Here is a 21,633-nt window from a genome sequence, read left to right on the forward strand (position 1 = left end):
GCGCAGTGCGCCTTCGGATTCCGTTGCCCCTGACACGTACGTCCCCATCACGTCGACCTGCTCGGTTCCCACAATCTACGCGAGGTGGCCGGGGCCGCGCCGTATCGTCTCAGCTGCCGTAGCGGCACCCGTATCCACGCCCGTAGCGCCAATCGTTCCGACGCCGCGGCCGGCCGGCGGAACGTCAGCGTCCGGCGTCGCGCCGGGACGGCTGACAGCCCGTCGGCTCACGGCGGAGATGAGCCATTCACGTCCTCTCCACCGACCATTCATCGGGCTACTCTTTATGCGTGACAGACGAACCGACGCGCAAAAGACGCATTCTGCTCCGATCGGGCAAGAGCCCCTTCGATGTGGCTTCCGTGGAACAGTCGCTCCACAGAGACGTCTTCGCGACGAACGCGGGTAACCTGATCTTCAGTGACGCGGCGCACAAAATCCTGACGACGCCGCGGGCCGAGGTCTTCTCCAACGGCATCCGTGCGATCCCGTCGGCTGCCGAGCGCATCAACGAGGAGTACGACGTCTTCGTCGTGCCGCTGGCCAACGCGTTCCGCCCCACCTTCGAGCGGCCGCTCAAGCGGATAACCCAGCTGATCAAGAAGCTGCGCATACCCGTGGTCGTACTGGGAGTCGGAGCACAGGCCGACCTCAACTACGACCCCTCACGGCTGAAGCCGATGGAGCCGACGGTCAGGGAGTTCGTCACCGAGGTACTCAACCGCAGCGCCTCCATCGGCGTGCGGGGAGAGTTCACCGAGCAGTACCTCAACTCCATGGGTTTTCGGGATGTCGAGGTCATCGGATGCCCCTCGATGTTCATGAACGGCGAGACGTTCACACTCGAGAAGCGGCTGGACGCGCTCACCTCGGAGTCCCGCATCTCGATGAACGGCTCGCACAGCGCCGTACGTTCACAGGGCCTCGATGCCATAATCAGGCAGGCCCACGAGCGGTATCCGCATCTGCGGTTCATCGGGCAGAACCTCCTGGAGGCTCAGCTGCTCCACTGGCGGGAGACGCCGAACCCGGTCGGCGCGCAGACGTCGATGCCGACGCATCCCTCCCACCCGATGTACCGCGAGGGCAAGGTCAGGCTCTATGTCGACCCCGCCACCTGGATCGACGAACTACGCTCGTTCGACTTCTCGTTCGGCTCGCGCATCCACGGCAACATCGCGGCACTGCTGGCCGGCGTCCCGAGCACGGTACTCTGCAGCGACTCGCGAACCCTGGAACTCTGCCGGTACTTCGGCATTCCGCACCGCAAGATCTCCGAAACGCCCAGGAACATCGACCCCGCAGAGCTGTACGAGGCGGCCGACTTCGGCGATCTGGTGAACGGCCACAAGGAACGCTTCCTCCGTTTCACCGGCTTCATGGAGAAGAACGGTCTGGAGAACACCTTCCATCACGGTGACAGCGGCAAGGCGTTCGACGAGCAGCTCTCAAGGCTCGCTCTTCCGCCCGCCGTACGCCCCTGGACCGACTCCGACCCTGGGTCGCTGAGCAGCCGTTTCAGCTGGATGCAGAACCGGATGGAGGAACTGGCCGCGGAGAACGCCCTCCTGCGCGGCCAGCTCGAGAGGAAAGCCGTCCCGGTCAGCATCAAGGTGCAGAGGAGCGACGGAGCGGCCGCGTGGCCGTCCGCCTACCGGCGCGCCCGGCGTGTGGTAGGGCGTCCGGTCCGCAAGCTCCTGCGCCCCGAACAGTAGGCAGCACGTCCACTGCCGCTTGCCGTCTGCCTCAGACCTTGTGGGCTTGACCTCGCAGGCCCATGGACCTGACCGTCCTGCGCGCCTTGCCTGCCAGCCGCCGGAGGAAGGCGGCAGTGGACTGACGCCCCGGAACGTCGATTCGCTTGCGGCCGATCCATTCGGGCACGGTCAGTTCGTACGCCGACAGGGGCAGTCCCTCGCCCTCGCCGAAGTGGGGATAGACCAGATACAGCCGGCCTCGAAGGCCCTTACGGACCGCACGGGGTTCCTTCTTCTCGCTCATGAACCGCAGAATCTCCAGAAGCAGGTCGAGTCTGCCCTTGGCGATACAGAGGAGCCTGAGCCGCTCGTTGACCTTGAGGAGACGGGCCAGCCCTGGGGACCAGTAGGCCTCGAGCAGGGGGGCCGCCAGCTCCATCTTCTTCTTTCGCACGTCGTCGGACTGCCGCAGCAGAGCGGGACCGAACTGCGGAAGCAGCGTGATGACGAACGGCCGGACCATAAGCACGTCCCGACGCGCACCCGGCGGTACGTGAGCGGCGATGAGGCTCATCAACGCACGGGCCGAATCGAAGCGGAGCATGTAGCTTCCGCTCTTCGTCACGTGCTTGCCGTCGTCCCGGCCCACCAGGTAGTAGCAGGTGTAGTCGGCCACGACGGAGACGCCGCTGCCCCGCAGATACGCCTCCATGGTGAAGAGCGCGTCCTCACCCGTCTTGAGCTCCTCGTCGAACCTCATCCCGTGCCGCACCAGAAGGCTCCGCCTGAACAACTTCTGGGCACTCAGAGTGAACTTGATGTTGGACGAGTAGAGGTCGGCCCGCTCGACCGTCTGCTTCCACATCGACTTCGCCGCGCCACGGTTGACACCCACCACCTTGCCGAGCACCACGTCCGTGCCGGCCCGGTCCCCCATGGCGACCATGCGCTCCAGGGCTTCCTCACCGAAGTAGTCGTCCGCGTCGAGGAAGAAGACGTACCGGCCGCGGGCGAGAGCGAGCCCGACGTTGCGAGGGCCGCTGGGGCCGCCGGAGTTCTCCTGGTGCACGACACGCATATCGATGGCGGTCCGGGCGGCGAACTCCTCCAGGTACTCCCCCGTGCCGTCGGTGGACCCGTCGTCGACAGCCACGATCTCCATACGCCCGGCCGGAAGCGTCTGCGCCTCGACGGACTCCAGGCAACGGGTCAGGTAGGGCATGGCTTCGTAGGCGCCGATGATGACGGTCACATCTGGTGTGGTGGTGCTCATCTCTCCCCGGTTCACATGCAAAACGTATCAAGTGGGAGAAATCGACAAGACGACGACGCATCCCCGTTCCCGTACGAAGAAGCCGAACGGCCCGTACGTTTTCTTCCCGGAGAAGAAGACGGGCGGGCCGGGGCATGGGTTGCGTCACTGACCGGGTGGATTTCGAACCACGGATGACGACGGGATGACACCGCGCGGTCAGGTGCCGGTCCAGTAGACCCCGTCACTTGCCCACCCGGACGGACCTTGGTCTCAGCGGTTCGCCGAGGGCCCGGCCCCCACTCCCGCGCCGGCGTCCGGGGACGGTACGTCGGGATCGGCCGCGGCAATCGCCTCGACAACGCTTCCGGAGTCCGCATCCCCGGCAATCCGGGACGCGGCCTCCTCGTCGGGCAGCGGGGCGGGCAGCTGCCCGCCGATGCGCTGCGCGACCCCCGCGTTGCGAGCTTCGGCCTTGGCGGCGAGTGCCTGCACGGCGGCGTTGAACTGCTCCATGGAGGTCGGCTCGTCCGGGCCCAGCAGGTAGGTCTTCAACTGGTGGCGGGCTTCGGCCAACGGGTCCGCTGCCGGATCGGCGACGGCACGCAGCAGCTCGTCGATCTCCTCGGCGCCGTTGGAGAGGATGACGGCTGCCCGGACCGCCGTGTTCTGGCGCCGGAACTCCTCCGCACCGAGCTCTGCCGAGTCCGTGACCGCGTACGGCTTGCCGCTCGCGATGAAGTCGGACACCACACTGGAGATGTCCGAGACCATGGCGTCGGACTGGTTGAAACAGTCGTAGAGCTTCGGCTGCGCGCCGGTCACCGTCCTGTGCTCCCACCAGCCGAAGGAACGCCAGTAGGCGTCGTTCCACTTGGCCCGCAGGGTGGCGATCTCGGCCTGGCGGGCCGGGTCGGCGAGCGCGACCCGCGACTCCTCCGACTCGTCGCCCCCGGCCCGGCCGAGCTTCGCCAGCTCCGCCAGCCGTGCTTCGACACGGACCAGCTCGGCCTTGGCTGCGGCCTGTCCGGCGGCAGCCGAGGCCTCCTTCGCCCAGCGGGGGTCGGCAGCGCGCTCCTGCGCGGCCTTGGCCACCAGGGCCTTGATCCGGGCGTCGACGGCCTTCGCCTTGGGGCTGCGGATGCCGGTGAACGGGTGCGGCTTGTAGATGACCCGGATCGGACTGTCCGCGTTCAGCAGTCGACGGACGATGTTCTCCCCCGCCAGCAGCAACGAGGTGTTGCCCGGATTGTCGTCCCAGCCCTCCCACGTGGGGGCGTACAGCACCGTGGGAACGGGGTTCCTCGTCGCACCGGTCCAGCGCTCGATAGGGGCCAGCTGAGGCCGTCCGACCTCGACGATGTCCTCGTCGCGGACCCCCACATCGGCCAGGGCGTAGCGGTCACGTCCCGCCCGCCCGGCGGTCCACACCTCGTCGTACACCTTGGAGTACGGGTTGACGCTGGCCAGCTTGTCGCTGTCGCCGTGGCCGATGAACACGTGCTTCATGGTCGGCACGCGCAGCATGTGGATGTTCTTGCCAACGTTGGCCGGGTACAGGCACACACGCACGGTGGAGAGGTTCAGGTTCATCAGGTGCGTGCCGGCCGGCACGCAGACCACGGGTACGGACGTGTCGGCGAGCGCCGGAACCAGGTTGCGCTCGCGCATCACGATCAGCGGACGCCCCTCGACGGAAGCCATGGTGTCGAGCCACATGTTGCACTGGTAAGCGGAATCGACCGAGCCGGAGAAGTAGAGCACGACGGTCGGCTGGTACTCACCCAGCCAGATGTCGAGTGCCTTGAACACGGAAGGAGTCGACGGCACCCGCCGGCTCCGGCGCAGGTACGGGACGAGCAGCGCGTTGTAGCCGACGGCCAGCAGCAGCATCACGCCGGCGCCGATGTACCCGACGACGTATTCGCCCGTGCCGGCGGCGACAAGAACGCCTGCCACCGCCGGAACGTCGAAGTGCAGCATCTTCTCGCTGGAGCGGTGCAACAGCGCGCGCGGCGGGGCGTCGGGGATGCGGACGGCGTGCAGGTCCACGTTCCGGGTGACGATCGGCAGGGTGCGGCGCAGTTTCACCAGGGTCGTCAGCGCACCGTGCGGAGCCTGCAGACCGTGGAAGACGAGGAAGCACGCGACTGCCGCGTAGAAGAGCGGCTCCTCGGCGAGGTCGAGCCGGGCCAACAGCAGGATGACCATCAACTGGCGGAGCAGGAAGCGGACGGACAGTCCCGCCCGGACCTTGCCGAGCCGGTTGATCAGATAGCTGCCGCGCTGATGCAGATACCAGTCCGCGGTATACGTGACAGCCGTGGCCGCCGCGAAGAACCAGATATCAGGCAGAAGAGCGGCGATCATGACACAGGGGTATCCCAGCGCCATCAGTATTGCTGCCGCCAGTTCCGACCGGCTGCCCACACGGGCCAGGCGAATGGCTGTCGAGATCACGAAGAACCTGCTCCAGAGGGTGCCGATTTTTTCACGTATGGAGGGAAATGTGAAGGTGCGGCTTTACGCACTCGGGCCTCTGGGCTCACCGTTCGGTGAGCCCAGAGGCCCGTAAAAGTACATTTGTCAAGAATTATTACACATCTTCCTGACGGTCCAGCACCGAGGCCAGGGCCTGCTCGAAGCCGGAGGCTTCGGTGACGTCACGGGTCGGATCCTGCTGCCGTACGTCGATGACGTGACCTGTCATCGCGGACAGGAGGACGTCGAGGGAGGTGCGCGCCACAGCCTCGGAGGAGAGCAGGGAGCCCTCCGGCTCCTGGCCGAACGCCTTGGTCCGCATGGGGGTGGCGGTGCGCTCCGGGTTGACGCAGTTGACCCTGATGCCCTCGCCCGCCCACTCGTCGGCCAGCGCCTGGGTGAGGTTCACCATCGCGGCCTTGGTGGAGGAGTAGAGGCTGTACTCGGCACGGCCCCGGGTGTAACTGCTGGAGGTGTACAGCAGCAACTGCCCCCGGGTCTCCGCCAGGTACTTGTACGAGGCACGGGCGATCTGCACGGGCGCCAGGTAGTTGACGTTGAGCGCTTCCTGGATCGTCGTGTTGTCCGTCTCGGCCAGCTTGCCGATGCGGAGCACACCCGCGGTGTTGATCACGTAGTCGATGCGGCCGGTCTCGGCGTACGCCTTGGACAGCGCGTCGTCGATGTGCTCGGGATTCTCGACGTGTGTACCGGTGGTGGACCGGCCCAGCGCGTACACGCTTGCACCGTACTGCTCGGCCAGCGCGGCGATGTCGGCGCCGATGCCGTACGAACCGCCGAAGACGACCAGGGTCTTACCCGACAGCAGTTCGCGATAGGCGGCCTCGTCGGCCTGGCGCGGTGCCGCGGTGGAGGCCAGCTGGAAGAGCTTGTCGGTGATGAAGACGTCGACCGGCTGGGTGACCTTCATGTTGTATTCGTCGCCCGCGACCACGTAGATCGGCACGTCGGGGAGGTACCGCAGGACGACGGAGCAGTCGTCGGTGGCCTGGAAGTTCGGGTCGCCTGCCGCGATCTCGTACGCCTTGCGGATCGTGGACAGCTTGAACGCCTGCGGGGTCTGACCACGGCGCAGCCGGGAACGGTCCGGGACGTCGGTGATGAACTCGCCGTCCTCGCCATGGGTCCTGGTCACGATGATCGTGTCGGCGGACGGGATGGCGACGTCGACCGCCTGGTAGCGGCCCAGGGCGTCGACGCAGTCCTTGATGACACGCTGTGACAGCAGCGGGCGGACCGCGTCGTGGAAGAGGACGTTGCGGTCCTCGCCCTCCGCGAGCCCTTCGCCGAGGACCGCGATGGCGCGCTCGGTGGTCTCGTTCCGGGTGCTGCCGCCCTCGATGATCCGGGTGACCTTGGTCAACCCGGCCTTGGCGACGATCTTCTCGACATCGGGCACGAAGCCCGGCGCCATCAGCACGATGACATCGTCGATGCACTCGGCGTTCTGGAAGATGCTCAGCGTGTGCTCGATGACTGCCTTACCGGCGATCTTCAGCAGCTGCTTGGGGATCGACAGTCCCACGCGCTGACCGGTCCCACCGGCGAGCACGACCGCTGTGGTCCGGGGCTTGGCTTCATGCGGCACAGACACAGACGACCTACCTTGCGATGACAGGGGGGAACGGTGTGATGGTCGCACTCTCCGTGACCGTCTCGCAAGGCGGACGTTTAACGGCGCTCGTCCCTGGGAAACCCGCTGTTCACCGCCTGGCCAGGCGGATTGGGCCCTCCGGGGAAGGCCCCCGGGGTGACAGACTCCACAGACGTGTTACGCAATCCGCACATCCCCGGCCGCCGCACCGCCCGCCACCTGGCAGTTCTCTGTGAATCCGGGCACCCCCTCAGCGCGGGAGTGCCCGGAGCGCGGGCCCGGCCAGGCCTAGAAGGGGTCGAACTCGTCGTACTCGCGCTGCGGGTCGTCGCGCTCCGACTCGCGCTCGCGGCGTCGCTGCGCGGCAGGGCGGGGCGCCTCCAGGCGATGGTCCTCACCGCGTCGGCCCAGCATCTCGGCGCCGGCAGCCATGGTCGGCTCCCAGTCGAAGACGACCGCGTTGTCCTCGGGACCGATGGCCACGCCGTCGCCGGCCTGGGCACCCGCCTTGCGGAGCTCGTCCTCTACACCGAGGCGGTTGAGCCGGTCGGCGAGGTAGCCGACGGCCTCGTCGTTGTTGAAGTCAGTCTGCCGGATCCAGCGCTCGGGCTTCTCGCCCCGCACCCGGTAGAGGCCGTCCTCCTCGACCGTCACGGTGAAACCGGCGTCGTCGACGGCCTTGGGGCGGATGACGACGCGCGTCGACTCCTCCTTCGGCTTGCTCGCCCTCGCCTCGGCGATGATCCCCGCCAGCGCGTAGCTGAGGTCGTTGAGGCCCTTGTGCGCGATGGCCGAGACCTCGAAGACGCGGTAGCCGCGCGCCTCCAGGTCGGGGCGGATCATGTCGGCCAGGTCCTGGCCGTCCGGGATGTCGACCTTGTTGAGCGCGACGATGCGCGGGCGGTTCTCGAGGCCGCCGTACAGCCGCAGTTCCTCCTCGATCATGTCGAGGTCCGAGACGGGGTCGCGGTCCGACTCCAGCGTCGCGGTGTCCAGGACGTGCACCAGCACGGAGCAGCGCTCGACGTGCCGCAGGAACTCCAGGCCGAGGCCCTTGCCCTGGCTCGCGCCCGGAATGAGGCCCGGAACGTCCGCGATGGTGTAAACGGTGGAGCCCGCGGTGACGACGCCCAGGTTCGGGACGAGGGTCGTGAACGGGTAGTCCGCGATCTTCGGCTTGGCCGCGGAGAGCACCGAGATCAGCGAGGACTTGCCGGCGCTCGGGTAGCCGACGAGAGCGACGTCGGCGACGGTCTTGAGCTCCAGGACGATGTCCCGGCTCTCCCCCGGCTCGCCGAGCAGCGCGAACCCGGGCGCCTTGCGGCGGGCAGAGGCCAGCGCGGCGTTGCCGAGGCCACCGCGTCCACCCTGACCCGCGACGAAGGTGGTGCCCTGGCCGACCAGGTCGGCCAGGACGTTGCCGGCCTTGTCGAGGACGACGGTGCCGTCCGGAACGGGCAGTACGAGGTCCTGGCCGTCCTTGCCCGAACGGTTGTCACCCGCGCCGGGCTGGCCGTTGGTGGCCTTGCGGTGAGGGTGGTGGTGGTAGTCGAGCAGCGTGGTGACCGACTGCTCGACGACGAGGATCACGTCGCCGCCGCGCCCGCCGTTGCCCCCGTCGGGGCCGCCCAGCGGCTTGAACTTCTCACGGTGTACGGAGGCCACGCCGTGGCCTCCGTTACCCGCGGCGGCATGCAGCTCGACGCGGTCCACGAAGGTGGTCATGGTTGGTGCCTCCAGGTACTGCCGGTACAACAGGAAATTGTCTCTTGACGTAACGCGCCGAGGGCGGACCCGCTTCCCCGGTGCCGCCGGGAAAGCCGAGATCCGCCCTCGGAAGGTGCTGAGTCGTTCAGCCGGTCACTGCCTGGATCAGGCGGCGACGGGAACGATGTTCACGACCTTGCGGCCGCGGTGCGTACCGAACTCCACCGCACCGGCGGTCAGCGCGAACAGCGTGTCGTCGCCGCCACGGCCGACGCCCGTGCCCGGGTGGAAGTGGGTGCCGCGCTGGCGGACCAGGATCTCACCGGCGTTGACGGCCTGGCCGCCGAAGCGCTTCACGCCGAGCCGCTGAGCATTGGAATCGCGCCCGTTCCGAGTGGACGATGCGCCCTTCTTGTGTGCCATGTGTTCTCAGTCCCTTACTTCGCAGCCGCGGGGATGCCGGTGACCTTGATCGCCGTGTACTGCTGGCGGTGACCCTGGCGGCGGCGGTAACCGGTCTTGTTCTTGTAGCGAAGGATGTCGATCTTCGCGCCCTTGTGGTGGTCCACGATCTCGGCCTGGACCTTGATGCCGTCCAGCACCCAGGGGTCGCTGGTCACGGCGTCGCCGTCGACAACGAGCAGGGTCGAGAGCTCGACCGTGTCGCCAACCTTGGCGGTGGGAATCTTGTCAACCTCAACGATGTCGCCGACAGCAACCTTGTGCTGGCGACCACCGCTGCGCACGATGGCGTACACGCGGATCTCTCTCTCACTCGGAACGGATCCCCTGATGCCAGCCGCCCGCGCGGGCCGGGGCCCACGACAGTCCGGAAGGATGAGCGGCCTCCCCCGGGGACGGATCACCGGGAGGGATGTGCTCAGGGGTAGGCGCACAGAAACACGCCGAGGGTCAAGATTACGGGGCGGGGTGCGGGGGGTCAAACCGTGTGGCCGCGGCTGCATCAGACAGCTCGGCCGGGGCAGCGCTCCTCTGCCGGTCTGCAGGGACTGCTGAGCTTCCGCGGCTGATCGACACCGGGGCCCCAGTGGCTCTGCTCGATGACGTCGCCGACATGCGGCGACGTCCTCGAGCAGATTCCTCCGGCGGGCAGTCGATCGCTTCGTCTGCCCACTTGAACCCGTGGCGGCTCTTTGGTGGCCGAAAAGGCTGGCAACAGGATCCGGGACCTTGAACGTGGATGACACGCGAACGCGAACCCTGTTCGCGCATTTCACCTGTCCAGGAGAGCACATCGGTCACCGCGCACCACACCGGGCGAACTCCTCATGCGCCACCTGAGAACGCATCAACCCTGGCTGCGGCCGATGCGCATCGCGGGGCTATACCTGCTCTAACCTTCTGCAGATTCACCAGCCCTCGAATTAAGGAAGTGGTATTCCGTATACATGCGAGCCAACATCATCACGTCGTCCCGCACCGTCAGGAATTCGAGCAGGAGGGAGAGCAGCAGTTCTACGGCCTCTCGTTCCTGCTCCACAGTCGCTTCGTTCAGTTTGTTCCAGCCCCACGACTCGACATCGGGCAGCGCCTCTTCAAGGACGAGCGCCTGCCATCCGAAGCTGGAGCATTCTCCCTTGCGTACGACCAGCCACTCGGTGAAGCCCCGCATAAGCCCACCGGAGCGCGCTTCGTCAAATCCGATGAGGAACATGACCGCGCCGTTGTATGAGCCATTGAGACCGTAGACCCCGGGCCGCGACCTCACGCCCTCGAAGAACTTCCTATCGTTCACGGACGTCCCTAAAATCCGAAATTGATGATGTCGCCGTACTCGAATCGGGACTTGAACTCGGAGATCGACTCCCCGCCCTTCGGAGTGAACGCGTCGTAGACCCGCCCATTGAGCACCACCACGGCATGGTAGCCGTTATTCCAGTTGGGGGTCTCCTGGTCGCGGTACTTGCCGAAGAACGGGCCCGGTGCAGGGATTCTGACGACCTCCCCACCGATACTGTCGCGGATCCTCTCAGCACACGCCTGACAGTCGCCGGGTCCATTCGTGATCATCGACTTGTCGCGGGGCAGTCCGGGGACGCCGTGCACTCCGCAAGGGAGATCCGAGGACATAGCGGAAGAGGCGGCGGTCAGAGTGGAACGACCGACGACTTTGCAGCCGCGCTTGAGTAGTTTGAGGGCGTCGAATGCCTTCTCCAGCGCTCTGAGTTTGGCGCCGACGAGGACGTCTGCCGCGAGTGTCCAGCAGTGCTCGAGGTCCTTGTTCTTCATGCATGTTTCGAGGTCACTGAGTCCGGCAAGCTCCTTGGCGCCGTCCCACAGCTGGTCCATGGCGTCGCCGAACTCGTCGCCGTGGGCCAGGATGGTGCAGTAGATCTCGTTGTGCTGGCACCAGCGAGCGAATTCCTGGGGGTCACAGGGAATGAGTGCCTGCCCGCAGCGGTAGAGCGCGGCGGCGCGTTGGCCGGCTTCGTTCTTCTCCTTTTCCGCGACGGCGGCCTTGCGCCGGGCTTCTTCTTCCTCGCGCTGCTTGGTGACCGCGATCGAGAACGCTTCGGTGGCCGCCTCGAGCGCGGCTGCCGCGTCCTTGCCCGCGGCGATCGCCGACTGGCGCGCCTGGTCGGCGGAGTACCAGGCGTTGGAGGCGTGGACCTGTGCCATTTCCGAGGAGAGAGTGGCGTCGGCTGCCGAGTTCGCGGCGTCGGTGGCTGCGATGTCGGCACTGTCGGCCGCGTCCCGTGCGGTTTTGGCGGAGGTGGCCGCGCTGGCCGCGGATGCCGCAGCGTCCTTGGCATGCTGGGCGGCCTGGTCGGCGTAGTCCTGGGCCTGGGCGGCGGAGGCACTGGCCTTGGCTGCCCATTCGTTGGCTTCGGCGGCTGCCTTGCGGGCGGTGGCGGCGACCTTCTGTGCGGTGGCGGCGTTCTGCTGCGCGGTGGCCGCGATCTTCGCTGCGTCCGCGATCATTTTCTGGACCTGGGCCACGTGGGTGGTGTTGAGGAGGTCCTGTCGCTGGGCCCTGTACTGGCCGGTGGCGATGAAGGCGTGCAGGGTCTGGTCGGAGCCCTCCAGCGAGATCCGGGCCGCGGACTTGACCTCGGGGCCGCCGGAGGAGACCAGTTGTGCTGCCCGGACCCGTTCGTCCTGGGTGCGTGCGGTGAACTGAGTGTCGCTCAGGAAGGTGTTGTACTGCTTCGGGTCATCGGTGGCCAGGGCCTTCCGGCCGGCTTCGGCCAGGATGGGTCCGGCGCCCTCGATCGTCTGGGCGATGGTGACGCGCATGCTCTCGGCGCCGGCCTGGTACTGGCCGTCGGTGATGAACGCGGCGATCGCTGCGGCGTCCCCGTCGAGCGCGGTCTCGGCCGCCTCACGTACTTCCCTGGCCGCGCTCTCTTCCGCCAGGCGCTCGACGTAGGAGCGGTCGTCCTGCTCCCGCGCTGTCAGCCAGCCGTTGCGGAGGTGGTCGATGACCACCTCATCGGGGCCGGCGAGGGCCGCCTCGGCTGCGGCTCTGCCCCAGGCGGTGCCGTTCTTCATCGTCAGGACGGCCAGCTCACGGCCCTGAGCTGCCACGGCCGTGGGATCGGCTCCAGGTGCTGCGGCCAGCGCCACCAGGCGGTCCCGCTCGGTGTCGCGGTCCTTGGCCGCCTGCCGCAGCTCGGCCAGACCGGCGGTACGGGCCTCGTCGGCCGCCTTCTGATCCCGGGCGCGTTCGATGCCCGCGTTGGTTCGTCCCAGGAGTTCCTGCGTCTCGACCTCGCGTGCGAGGGCGTAGACCTTCTGGGCTGTGGCGACCGCGGCACTCGCCACGTTCGCCGCAGTGGTGGCCGCGTTGGCGTGCAGAGTGGATTTCTCCGCTGCCTGGGCTGAGTCGCCTGCGTGGTCGGCTGCGTCATCGGCGGCTGCGGCCGCGTTGTTCGCGTGCGTGGCCGCGGATCTGGCCGCGTCACGGGCTTCGCGTGCGGCGGTAGCGGCCTTGCGGGCCAGTGCTTCGGCGGCCGCCGCGGCACGGTTGGCCTCCGCGGCGTGACGCTTGGTCGCGGCGGCCGCGGCACGCGCCTCAGCGGCCGCGGCGCTGGACTGGCCGGCGTAGTTGCTCGCCTCGACGGCCGCGTCGGCCGCGAGGTTGGCGTTGGACCCCGCGCTGGCGGCGGAATGCGCGGCATCACCGGCTGCGTCGGCCGCGATCGCGGCCTGATCGGCGGCATCGGCCGCCAGTGCGGCGCCCTTACCGGCATCCCGCGCGTTCTCGGCAGCCGCACGGGCGGCAGCGGCGTCACCCGCGTCCACCGCGGCGTTTGCGGCCGCGTTCCGGGCTCGTGTTGCTGCCTGCGAGGCACCCGCAGCAGCCGCGGCAGCCTGCGAGGCGGCGTTCGCCGCGACACGAGCGGAATTGTTCGCGGCGCGGGACGCGTCGATCGCCGTCTGCGCGGCGGCAGCGGCCTGCGTAGCCGCCTTCGCCGCACGGCTGGCGGCACGGGCCGCTTTCTCCGTGTCGTCCTTCGCCGCCTCGGCCTCGGCCGCGGCCTTCAGCGCCGCTTCCTTCGCCAGCTTGGCGGCCTCCACCGCCTTCGCGGACTCCGCCTTCGCAGCCGTGGTCTCCACAGCGGCCTGTCTGCCGGCTTCCTTCGCCTGCGCGGCCAGCTGAGCGACCGTCGACTGCTCCTGGTCCTTGTCCCTGGCAACGAACTGACCGACCGTCAAGAACTCCCGGATGTCCTCAGGCCCACCGGACAAAGCCAGTCGGCCCGCAGCTCGGACATTCGTGCCGCCCACACTGATGACCTGGACGAGCTGCACCCGCTCGTCCTGCTCCCGCTGAACGAACTGCCCCTCCTTGAGGAATGCGGCCACATCGTCCGACGAGCCCTCCAGCGCAGCCCGCCCCGCATCCCGCACAGCAGGCCCACCCGCGTCGATAACCTGCGCCACCTGAACCCGCTGGTCTTCTTTCATGGGAGCTTCCCAGCCCCAGTTGAGGAAGATCTCCAGGTCCTCCTGCGGCCCCGCGAGCGCCGCCCGGGCGGCGGTGAGCAGCTCTGTACCGCCTACGGATGCGATCTGCGCGGCGCTTACCCGCTCGTCCTGGAAGGAGAGGTCGTTCACTACGGTCAGGAATGCCGCGAGTTCGGCGTCGCTGCCGGTCAGGGCAGCTTCGGCCGCCGCCTTGACTCCGGGGCCGCCTTCCTTCCAGTAGTCGACCACACGGCCGCGGTCGGTCGCCGTCACCTCCGCCAGGGCCGCGACCTCTTCTGTGCTGGACGCGGAGGCAGCCGCGGTGGCAGGTGGGGAACTGAGAAGACCGAACGTGAGGGCCAGGGGCAGCACGCCCAAAACAAGGGCGCGCATCGCGCCCCGCATGCCCCTCTTGTGATCAGATCGGGCGAATCTTCGCTTCACGAAATTTCCATCTCTGATGTCGGCAACTCTCGTTACCGATCGCGGATATCGACGCCGTGATCGTAAAGGAGAACCACGCACGCCGAGCCCTGAATGCCCCCTTCTGCGAATTACGGAAGAGCACACGGAGCAGCGATATTCGGCCGGTTTACTGACTTGAAGTGTTCACGCGCCTTCACCCTGGACACCCTTGCACCGCAGCAGCACGCCAAGTCTGATGACCAGGAGTCACCGGACGAAATGCAAGATTGACCGCAATTACGGGCATTCAACCAAAGGGGCAAAACCGAGCATCACGCCCCACAGCGGCGACTTTTAGCGCAAATAAACTGTTTGACGCCCCCTCACCCGACGGCTAGATTGCGCTTACATCTTTACTCTTTCTACACACGACTGGGCGGGGGGCCTCCGGATTCGCAGGCTGTCACGCCTGAAAGGAATTCCGGTGATTTTCCGTACGCGCGCATGGTTTATTTCAGGAGCGATAAGCGCCCTGGCGGCACTGATCGGGGTGCCGCTCGCTTTCGCCGCCGAGAACACCACGTCCGCAGTGAACGAAGAGGCCCCGCCGTCAGCGGTCGAGGACTTCTCCTACCCTGGTGCCGCCGGCATCCTGGCGACCAAGGGCATCGAGCTGAAGAAGGGCGACGGCCACATCCTTCTCGCCGACTGCGACCTGGCAGCCGAGCAGATCAGGGTCCTGACCGTCAAGGACGACTCCGTCGGCCGCGCCGGTACCTACTGCTTCCGGGCAACCGGCAAGACCGGGTACGTCACGCTCTCCCTGCCCCGGGTATTCGCCCTGGAAGCCGCGGACCACCCCATCAGCGCCGACCTCACCGCCAACGGCGAGACGACAACCGTCGACGTAGCTCAGAACGGCTTCGAGGCCGTCGGCGAAGGCACGGTCGGCGGCGCCCGCTCCGTCCTCGTCGAGATTCGCGTCACCGGGTGACACGGCACCAGCCCTCCCCCGCCCCCGGCCGCCCCGCGGCGCGCAACCACTCGGAGCAAACCCACGTGCCTGTCAGACCTCTCCGCAGAGTGCGGGCCATATCGCTGCTGGCAGCCACGGCCGCGGCCGGCGCACTCACCCTCACCACCCCGGCTCAGGCCGTCATCGGTGACGCGGTCGCCGACAACACCTACGCCTTCACCGCGAAGATCCAGATCGGCGAGGGCGACACCAGCCGCGCCTGCACCGGCTCCCTCGTCGACGCCCAGTACGTCCTCACCGCCAGCAGCTGCTTCGCCGCCGCCGGCCAGCCCGCCTTCCCGATCCCCGCAGGCGCGCCGGCCGAGAAGGCCACCGCGACCATCGGGCGTACGGACCTGACCGGCACCGCGGGCAAGGTCGTCGAGATCACCGAACTGGTCCCCCGCGCGGACCGCGACCTGGTGATGGCCAAGCTCGCCACCCCGGTCACCGACATCGCCCCCGTACTCCTCGCCACCGCCCCGCCCACCGCGGGTGAGGCGCTGCAGGCAGTGGGCTACGGGCGCACTGAGAACACCTGGGTGCCCGACCGTCTGCACGCCGGCGCCTTCACGGTGACGCAGGCCGATGCCACCACCGTCGCCATCACCCGGGACGGCGGCAGCATCTGCAAGGGCGACGCCGGCGGCCCCGCGCTGCGCGAGACCGGCGGCAAGGCCGAACTGGTGGCCGTCCACAGCGCGTCCTGGCAGGCCGGATGTCTCGGCTCGGAGGAGACCCGCACCGGCGCCGTGGAGACCCGCCTCGACGACATCACCGAGTGGGTGCGGCAGGTCCGCGCCCTGCCCGGAGAGTCCCAGGTCGTCTCCGGTGACTTCAACGCGGACGGCAAGGAGGACATCGCCGCCTTCTACGACAACGGCACTTCCCCCGAGGGCAAGAACCGGTCCTCGCTGTTCGCCTTCTACAGCACGGGGACCGGCTTCGCCGCTCCGAAGAACGTATGGAGCACGCCCGGCGGCTTCACCTGGAGCAAGAGCAAGCTGACCTCGGGTGACTTCGACGGGGACGGCAAGGACGACGTCGCCGTCTTCTACGACAGTGGATCCTCCGACACCGGCGCCGTCTCCTCGCTCTACACCTTCACGAGCACCGGCACCGGCTTCAAGGCTCCCCGGAAGACCTGGACCACCACCGGCGGCTTCAACTGGGCTGTCAGCAAGGTGACCTCCGGCGACTACAACGGTGACGGCAAGGACGACGTAGCCGTCTTCTACGACAACGGGTCCTCCGACACCGGCAGGGTCTCCTCGCTCTACACCTTCACCAGCAACGGCACCGACTTCGACAACCCCCGCAAGACCTGGACCACTCCCGGTGGCTTCACCTGGTCCGCCGGCCAGGTCACCTCGGGCGACTACAACAAGGACGGCAAGGACGACGTCGCGGTCTTCTACAACGGAGGCAAGTCCGCCGACGGCAAGTTCATCTCCTCGCTCTACACCTTCACGAGCGACGGCACCGTCTTCGACAACCCCCGCAAGTCCTGGACCAGCAGCGGATCCTTCAACTGGAATGCCGGCAAGGTGACCTCCGGCGACTACACCGGAGACGGCCGGGCCGACATCGGCATCCTCTACAACCGCGGCACCACGGCAGAGGGCGTTCACCAGTCCGCCCTCTTCACCCTCACCGGCGACGGCACCGACTTCGCCGCGCCCCGTGAGGTCTGGACGAGCTCCGGGTCCTTCAGCTGGGCCGCCAGCCAGCCCGTCACCGGCGACTTCAACAAGGACGGCAAGGACGACATCGGCGTCCTCTACCGCTCCGGGACGACCGCCGACGGCCGACGCATCGACTCCCTGTTCTCCTTCACCAGCACGGGCACCGACGTGCAGGCACCTGTCAGGCACTGGAGCGGCAGCGTCGTCTGACGGCCGCGTACGAGTCCGTGCCCCGGGCCCGGACGTTCGCTGTTCCTCGGAACCTCCCAAGTCAATAAGGAAGTAACGTGCTCCTCAGAACCTCCCGCCGGGTGCGGGCCGCATCACTGCTGGCCGCCACCACCGCAGTGGGGTCCCTCACCGTCGCCTTCCCGGCCCAGGCCATGAGTGGCGAAGTAGCCGCCGCCAACGCCTACACGTTCACCGCGAAGATCCAGATCGGTGACGGGGACACCAGCCGGGCCTGCACCGGGACCCTCGTCAACAACCAATGGCTGATCACCGCAGCCAGCTGCTTCACCGACGATCCGGCTCAGTGGGCCACCCTGACCGCAGGGGCTCCGAAGCTGAAGTCCACCGCGACCATCGGGCGTACCGACCTCACCACCACGGCCGGCCAGGTCCGGGAGATCGCCGAGCTGGTGCCCCGTACGGACCGCGACCTCGTGCTGGCCAAGCTGGCCACCCCGGTCTCCGGCCCCTCCTTCCTCCACCCGACGGCCGGCGCCGCCGCGATGGGCGAAACCCTGAAGGGTGCCGGTTACGGCCGGACCGCGGACACCTGGGTGCCCGACTCGCTCCACACCGGCGCGTTCACCGTGGGCGCGGTGGAGCCCACCACCGTGGGCATCGACGGCACCCCCGTCTGCAAGGGTGACACCGGAGCGCCTGTCTTCCGTGAGACGGACGGCCGTCCCGAACTCGTCGCGGTCGCCGTCAGGTCGTGGCAGGGCGGCTGCCTCGGGACCACCGAGACCCGCACGGGCGCCATCGCCACCCGGGTGGACGACCTTCGGGCGTGGATCACCGAGAGCACTGCGTCCACCCTGAATGTGTGGAACCTCCAGATGCTCACCAAGACCTCCACCGGCCTGTACCACTCCATGCGTAACAGCAACGGCGACTGGACCTCGTTCGGCAACGTGCAGAACGCCGCCGGCACCGTCGAGGGAATCCAGTTCGCCGCCGAGGCCGCCATCAAGGGCAAGAACTACGTCTTCGCCGTCAGCGGCAACGGACACCTCCATCAGGCCAACCGGCGCGCCACCGGCGGCTGGGGGGCCTTCCGCGACCTGACGGCCGAACTCGGCGACAAGCCCGGGTTGACCCGTATCGCCGTGACATCAACCGGTACCGGACTGGCGCTGATCGGTCTCGCCGACGGACGTGTCTACCACGCCACCCAGGACGCCAGCGAAGTCTGGTCGAGGTGGGGGGACGTCACGGCCAAGCTCGGCGTTCTCGGCAACGCCACCCAGGTCACCGTCGCCCACACCACCGGTGGCCAGACGCAGGTGGGCGTAACCGCCGACGGCAAGGCGTACCACGGCATCCGGGAAGCCGATGGAACGTGGAGCGACCGCTGGCACGCCGTCAGCTCGCTGGAGACCAACGTGACCTCAGCGATCAACGGCATGTCCTTCGCCAGCGTCGCGGGGGACCTTCACGTCGTCCTCACCAGTGTCACCGGTGAGAAGAAGCACGCCATACGGAAGGCCGACGGGACGTGGAGCAGGTTCGGTGACCTCGGCGACGAACTCGGACGCGACACCACCATCGGTGTCGACGCCACCGCCGTCAACGGCGAGCTGCAGGCGGCCGTCGTCACCACGGGCGGGAAGATCAAGCACACCGTGCGCCACGCCGACGGTAAGTGGGACGCCACCGAACAGGTCGTCGGTTACCCAGGCGCCCCGGCGACCGTTGCACTGACCGGCAGCACTCAGTAGCACTGGCGTACACCGCTTCGTCTGCTCCCGGCAGTGACCGCCGCCGGGAGCAGACGTGTGCCACCGGGGCGCACGGCACCACCATGACCGGTCAGGTTCCGAACGACAGGACCACGGCGACGCGCCGTCCGGGGCGAAGAACGTCCTCGCCCGGGGACAGCCTCCTCGCCCGGGGACAGCTGTCGCAGGCCGTTCGCTTCCTGGCTCTGACCGCGACGACGCAGCACGCCCTGACCACACGCTCGGGGATCGTATGCTGTGCCTTCGAATCCGTGCCCCGGAAGGTGTAGTCGTGAGCTACAGAGTCCAGCCCACCGCCCAGGTCGACGACCGTGCCGAAATCGGTGCCGGGAGCAGTGTCTGGGAACTCGCACAGATCCGGGAAGAAGCCCGGCTCGGCGAGGGCTGCGTCGTCGGCCGTGGCGCGTACGTCGGGACCGGTGTGCAGATCGGTAACAACGTGAAGATCCAGAACTACGCCCTCGTCTATGAGCCGGCCGAACTCGGCGACGGCGTGTTCGTGGGACCGGCCGTGGTTCTCACCAACGACCACAACCCCCGCTCCGTCGACCCGGAGGGCAAGCAGAAACGCGGCGGCGACTGGGAGGCCGTGGGCGTGAAGGTTGCCGAGGGCGCCTCCCTGGGCGCACGGTCCGTATGTGTCGCGCCCGTACGGATCGGGCGCTGGGCCATGGTGGCCGCCGGAGCCGTCGTGACCAAGGACGTGCCGGACTTCGGCCTGGTCGTGGGTGTCCCGGCCCGCCGGATCGGCTGGGTGGGCCGCAACGGCGTGCGCCTGGTGGCAAGCGAGGACGAGCCCGGCGTGTGGCTGTGCCCCCAGTCAGGTTCGGCATACGAGGAGAGCGACGGCGTCCTGGCCGAACGCTGACAAGACGTCGGCACCGGCGGTCCTTCGCATTCTCCACAGGTCTCGCGCCCCCGGGTCAGTGATCCTCCTTGCGGAGAAGTTGTTCCCGGGGCTGAACAGCGAGTATCGCGGCCGGACGCCGGATTCCCTGAAGCCGCGTGAACGGGCCGCCATTGTGGCCGGCGGCCGTCCTGGCCGGTTCCGTCACTGCGGCCCGCCGGCTACGCGCGTGCGGCCCCGGGGCCGCAGCAACGACCGGCGCCACCCCGCAGGTGCTGGTTCGGGCGCGGCTGTGGATCGGCTCCGGCGACTGACGCCCTTCGACACCGCGGCCAAGACCGTGGCGTCCGCTGCTGCCTCGCCGCGGGCGCCTCCTCGCCTGGTGGGTGGGTGTGTGTGCCGGAGAAGACGTCGGTACGGAAGGTGCCCGACCACCCTCTGCACCCCGCACCGAGCGGCCTCCTCCCTGGCCGAGGGCGACAGTGTCTGTCACAAGTTCGGCACAGACTGGAGTGGACGGGCACGACGTTCCGCGCCGAAAAGGCCAACGCGCCGTTCGGCGGGCGCGCCCTTGTCGACGGGCGCCGCATGGGACACATCACCAGCAGGCCGGCTGACCGGCTGCTGGAGGCCCGACCCATACTCGCCGGCGCCCGAGTCGGGATGTAAGGGGCGTCTCGCGGGTTTTCAGGCGAGGCGTTCCGCATTCGCCCCTCCGGATCTGACCGCCCCGTTTTTGTTCGCCCGATCGTTATTCAGGCCCGCCAGAGCCCGTACGAGCGCCCCGGCGCAGGTGAAGGGCTCTGCGGTCGCTGCGGGAGGTTCACCCGGTGCGATCATCGACCCCCCCGTGATTGCCTACCATTGTGCTGACACCCCTCACATATGCCCTGACCCAGAAGAAGAGTGCTCAGTGAAAGTCATCAGCATCGTCGGCGCCCGTCCACAATTGGTGAAACTGGCACCCATCTCGGCAGCGTTCGCAGCCACGGACCACGAGCACCTCATCGTGCACACGGGGCAGCACTACGACGCCGATCTGTCCGATGTCTTCTTCGACGGGCTGGGCATCCCCGACCCCGATGTCCATCTGGGAGTCGGATCAGGCAGTCACGGCGCACAGACGGGATCCGTTCTCTCCGCGCTCGACCCCGTACTGGAACGCGAGAAGCCGGACTGGGTCCTGGTCTACGGCGACACCAACTCGACCATCGCCGGGGCGCTCTCCGCTGTGAAGATGCACCTCCCGGTGGCGCACCTGGAGGCGGGACTCCGCAGTTTCAACCGGCGCATGCCGGAGGAGCACAACCGGGTGCTGACCGACCACTGCGCCGACCTCCTCCTGGCACCGACCGAGGAAGCCATGCGCCACCTCGCGGCAGAAGGACTGTCCGCGCGCACCCAGTTGGCGGGCGACGTCATGGTCGACATCTGCCTGCGCGTCCGTGACGCCGTACTGGCCGGTGACCACGCGACACCGATGCTGCCTGCGGGCATCGACCCCGGCCGGCCTTTCCTGCTCGCCACCCTGCACCGCCCGGACAACACCGACGACCCAGCCCGTCTCGAGGCGATCATCGACTCGTTGGCCGGCCTGCCGATCCCCGTGGCCCTGCTCGCCCATCCGCGTCTGGTCGCCCGCGCCGAGGCCCATGGCATCGAACTGCAGCGAGGTTCCGTCCACATCGGTCGACCGCTGCCCTACGCCGGCCTGATCGCGGCGGTACTGGCCTCGGCCGGCGTCGTCACGGACTCCGGAGGCCTGCAGAAAGAAGCGTTTCTCCTCGAGCGGATCACGACCACGATCCGTCCGGAGACGGAATGGGTGGAGACGGTCCGTACCGGCTGGAACGTGCTCGTACCCGATCCGCACACGATGGATGCCCACACATGGGCAGACACTGTGACGCGCCCCGCACCCACGGCCGACCCTGGGACGCCCTACGGCGACGGGCACGCAGCGGAGAACGTCGTCCGGCTCATGGAAGAATGGAAAGGGGGAAGCCGGCGCGCGTGACATGCGAAGC

Annotated in this window: 14 protein-coding genes; 6 read left to right on the forward strand and 8 right to left on the reverse strand. The window is 67.9% G+C overall.

Annotated features, from left to right (window positions below; all coding sequences use genetic code 11):
- The first annotated feature begins 353 nt into the window (after nt 1-353).
- Nucleotides 354-1,715 carry a polysaccharide pyruvyl transferase family protein gene (locus ACH4VO_RS04240; RefSeq protein ID WP_360992145.1) on the forward strand — a complete coding sequence of 454 codons (1,362 nt, stop codon included), beginning with the start codon at nt 354-356 and terminating at the stop codon, nt 1,713-1,715.
- 31 nt (nt 1,716-1,746) lie between these two features.
- On the opposite strand, the gene ACH4VO_RS04245 is transcribed toward ACH4VO_RS04240, so the two are convergent.
- The 8 genes from ACH4VO_RS04245 to ACH4VO_RS04280 all read right to left on the reverse strand — a co-directional run bounded on the left by ACH4VO_RS04245 (nt 1,747) and on the right by ACH4VO_RS04280 (nt 14,209).
- Nucleotides 1,747-2,970 carry a glycosyltransferase family 2 protein gene (locus tag ACH4VO_RS04245; protein ID WP_360991988.1) on the reverse strand — a complete coding sequence of 408 codons (1,224 nt, stop codon included), beginning with the start codon at nt 2,968-2,970 and terminating at the stop codon, nt 1,747-1,749.
- 252 nt (nt 2,971-3,222) lie between these two features.
- A complete protein-coding gene (locus tag ACH4VO_RS04250) occupies nt 3,223-5,319 on the reverse strand; it encodes a hypothetical protein (RefSeq protein WP_360991990.1) in 2,097 nt (698 codons plus the stop codon).
- A 226-nt stretch (nt 5,320-5,545) separates the two neighbouring features.
- Nucleotides 5,546-7,045, reverse strand: coding sequence for a bifunctional cytidylyltransferase/SDR family oxidoreductase (locus tag ACH4VO_RS04255; protein WP_360991993.1), 1,500 nt, complete (start codon nt 7,043-7,045; stop codon nt 5,546-5,548).
- Nucleotides 7,046-7,333: 288 nt separating this feature from the next.
- Nucleotides 7,334-8,770 (reverse strand): GTPase ObgE, encoded by a 1,437-nt coding sequence (gene obgE, locus ACH4VO_RS04260; RefSeq protein ID WP_360991996.1) that lies wholly within the window; start codon nt 8,768-8,770, stop codon nt 7,334-7,336.
- A gap of 147 nt (nt 8,771-8,917) precedes the next feature.
- Nucleotides 8,918-9,175, reverse strand: a complete 258-nt coding sequence (rpmA, locus tag ACH4VO_RS04265) for a 50S ribosomal protein L27 (RefSeq protein ID WP_014045902.1) — start codon at nt 9,173-9,175, stop codon at nt 8,918-8,920.
- A 14-nt stretch (nt 9,176-9,189) separates the two neighbouring features.
- Nucleotides 9,190-9,510: a 50S ribosomal protein L21 gene (gene rplU / locus ACH4VO_RS04270; RefSeq protein WP_018551604.1), complete on the reverse strand. Its 321-nt coding sequence runs from the start codon at nt 9,508-9,510 to the stop codon at nt 9,190-9,192.
- Nucleotides 9,511-10,106: 596 nt separating this feature from the next.
- Nucleotides 10,107-10,508: a hypothetical protein gene (locus ACH4VO_RS04275; RefSeq protein WP_360991999.1), complete on the reverse strand. Its 402-nt coding sequence runs from the start codon at nt 10,506-10,508 to the stop codon at nt 10,107-10,109.
- 8 nt (nt 10,509-10,516) lie between these two features.
- Nucleotides 10,517-14,209 (reverse strand): ALF repeat-containing protein, encoded by a 3,693-nt coding sequence (locus ACH4VO_RS04280; protein WP_360992002.1) that lies wholly within the window; start codon nt 14,207-14,209, stop codon nt 10,517-10,519.
- Between the two features lie 364 nt (nt 14,210-14,573).
- On the opposite strand from ACH4VO_RS04280, the gene ACH4VO_RS04285 reads away from it, so the two are divergent.
- The 5 genes from ACH4VO_RS04285 to wecB all read left to right on the forward strand — a co-directional run bounded on the left by ACH4VO_RS04285 (nt 14,574) and on the right by wecB (nt 21,623).
- Nucleotides 14,574-15,083, forward strand: a complete 510-nt coding sequence (locus tag ACH4VO_RS04285) for a hypothetical protein (protein ID WP_360992004.1) — start codon at nt 14,574-14,576, stop codon at nt 15,081-15,083.
- Nucleotides 15,084-15,148: 65 nt separating this feature from the next.
- Nucleotides 15,149-16,999 (forward strand): FG-GAP-like repeat-containing protein, encoded by a 1,851-nt coding sequence (locus tag ACH4VO_RS04290; protein WP_360992006.1) that lies wholly within the window; start codon nt 15,149-15,151, stop codon nt 16,997-16,999.
- Between the two features lie 77 nt (nt 17,000-17,076).
- Nucleotides 17,077-18,738 carry a S1 family peptidase gene (locus ACH4VO_RS04295; RefSeq protein ID WP_360992009.1) on the forward strand — a complete coding sequence of 554 codons (1,662 nt, stop codon included), beginning with the start codon at nt 17,077-17,079 and terminating at the stop codon, nt 18,736-18,738.
- A gap of 292 nt (nt 18,739-19,030) precedes the next feature.
- Nucleotides 19,031-19,627: an acyltransferase gene (locus tag ACH4VO_RS04300; RefSeq protein WP_360992012.1), complete on the forward strand. Its 597-nt coding sequence runs from the start codon at nt 19,031-19,033 to the stop codon at nt 19,625-19,627.
- A gap of 892 nt (nt 19,628-20,519) precedes the next feature.
- Nucleotides 20,520-21,623: a non-hydrolyzing UDP-N-acetylglucosamine 2-epimerase gene (wecB, locus tag ACH4VO_RS04305; RefSeq protein ID WP_360992014.1), complete on the forward strand. Its 1,104-nt coding sequence runs from the start codon at nt 20,520-20,522 to the stop codon at nt 21,621-21,623.
- The last annotated feature ends 10 nt before the right edge of the window (nt 21,624-21,633 follow it).

This window comes from Streptomyces sp. NPDC020780 (assembly GCF_044334475.1).
Taxonomy (GTDB): domain Bacteria; phylum Actinomycetota; class Actinomycetes; order Streptomycetales; family Streptomycetaceae; genus Streptomyces.

What these genes read in the sequence shown, in the direction of transcription:
- ACH4VO_RS04245 (WP_360991988.1), bottom strand. Translation starts at nt 2,970, where the DNA reads ATGAGCACCACCACACCAGATGTGACCGTCATCATCGGCGCCTACGAA.
- ACH4VO_RS04250 (WP_360991990.1), bottom strand. Translation starts at nt 5,319, where the DNA reads ATGATCGCCGCTCTTCTGCCTGATATCTGGTTCTTCGCGGCGGCCACG.
- obgE (WP_360991996.1), bottom strand. Translation starts at nt 8,770, where the DNA reads ATGACCACCTTCGTGGACCGCGTCGAGCTGCATGCCGCCGCGGGTAAC.
- rpmA (WP_014045902.1), bottom strand. Translation starts at nt 9,175, where the DNA reads ATGGCACACAAGAAGGGCGCATCGTCCACTCGGAACGGGCGCGATTCC.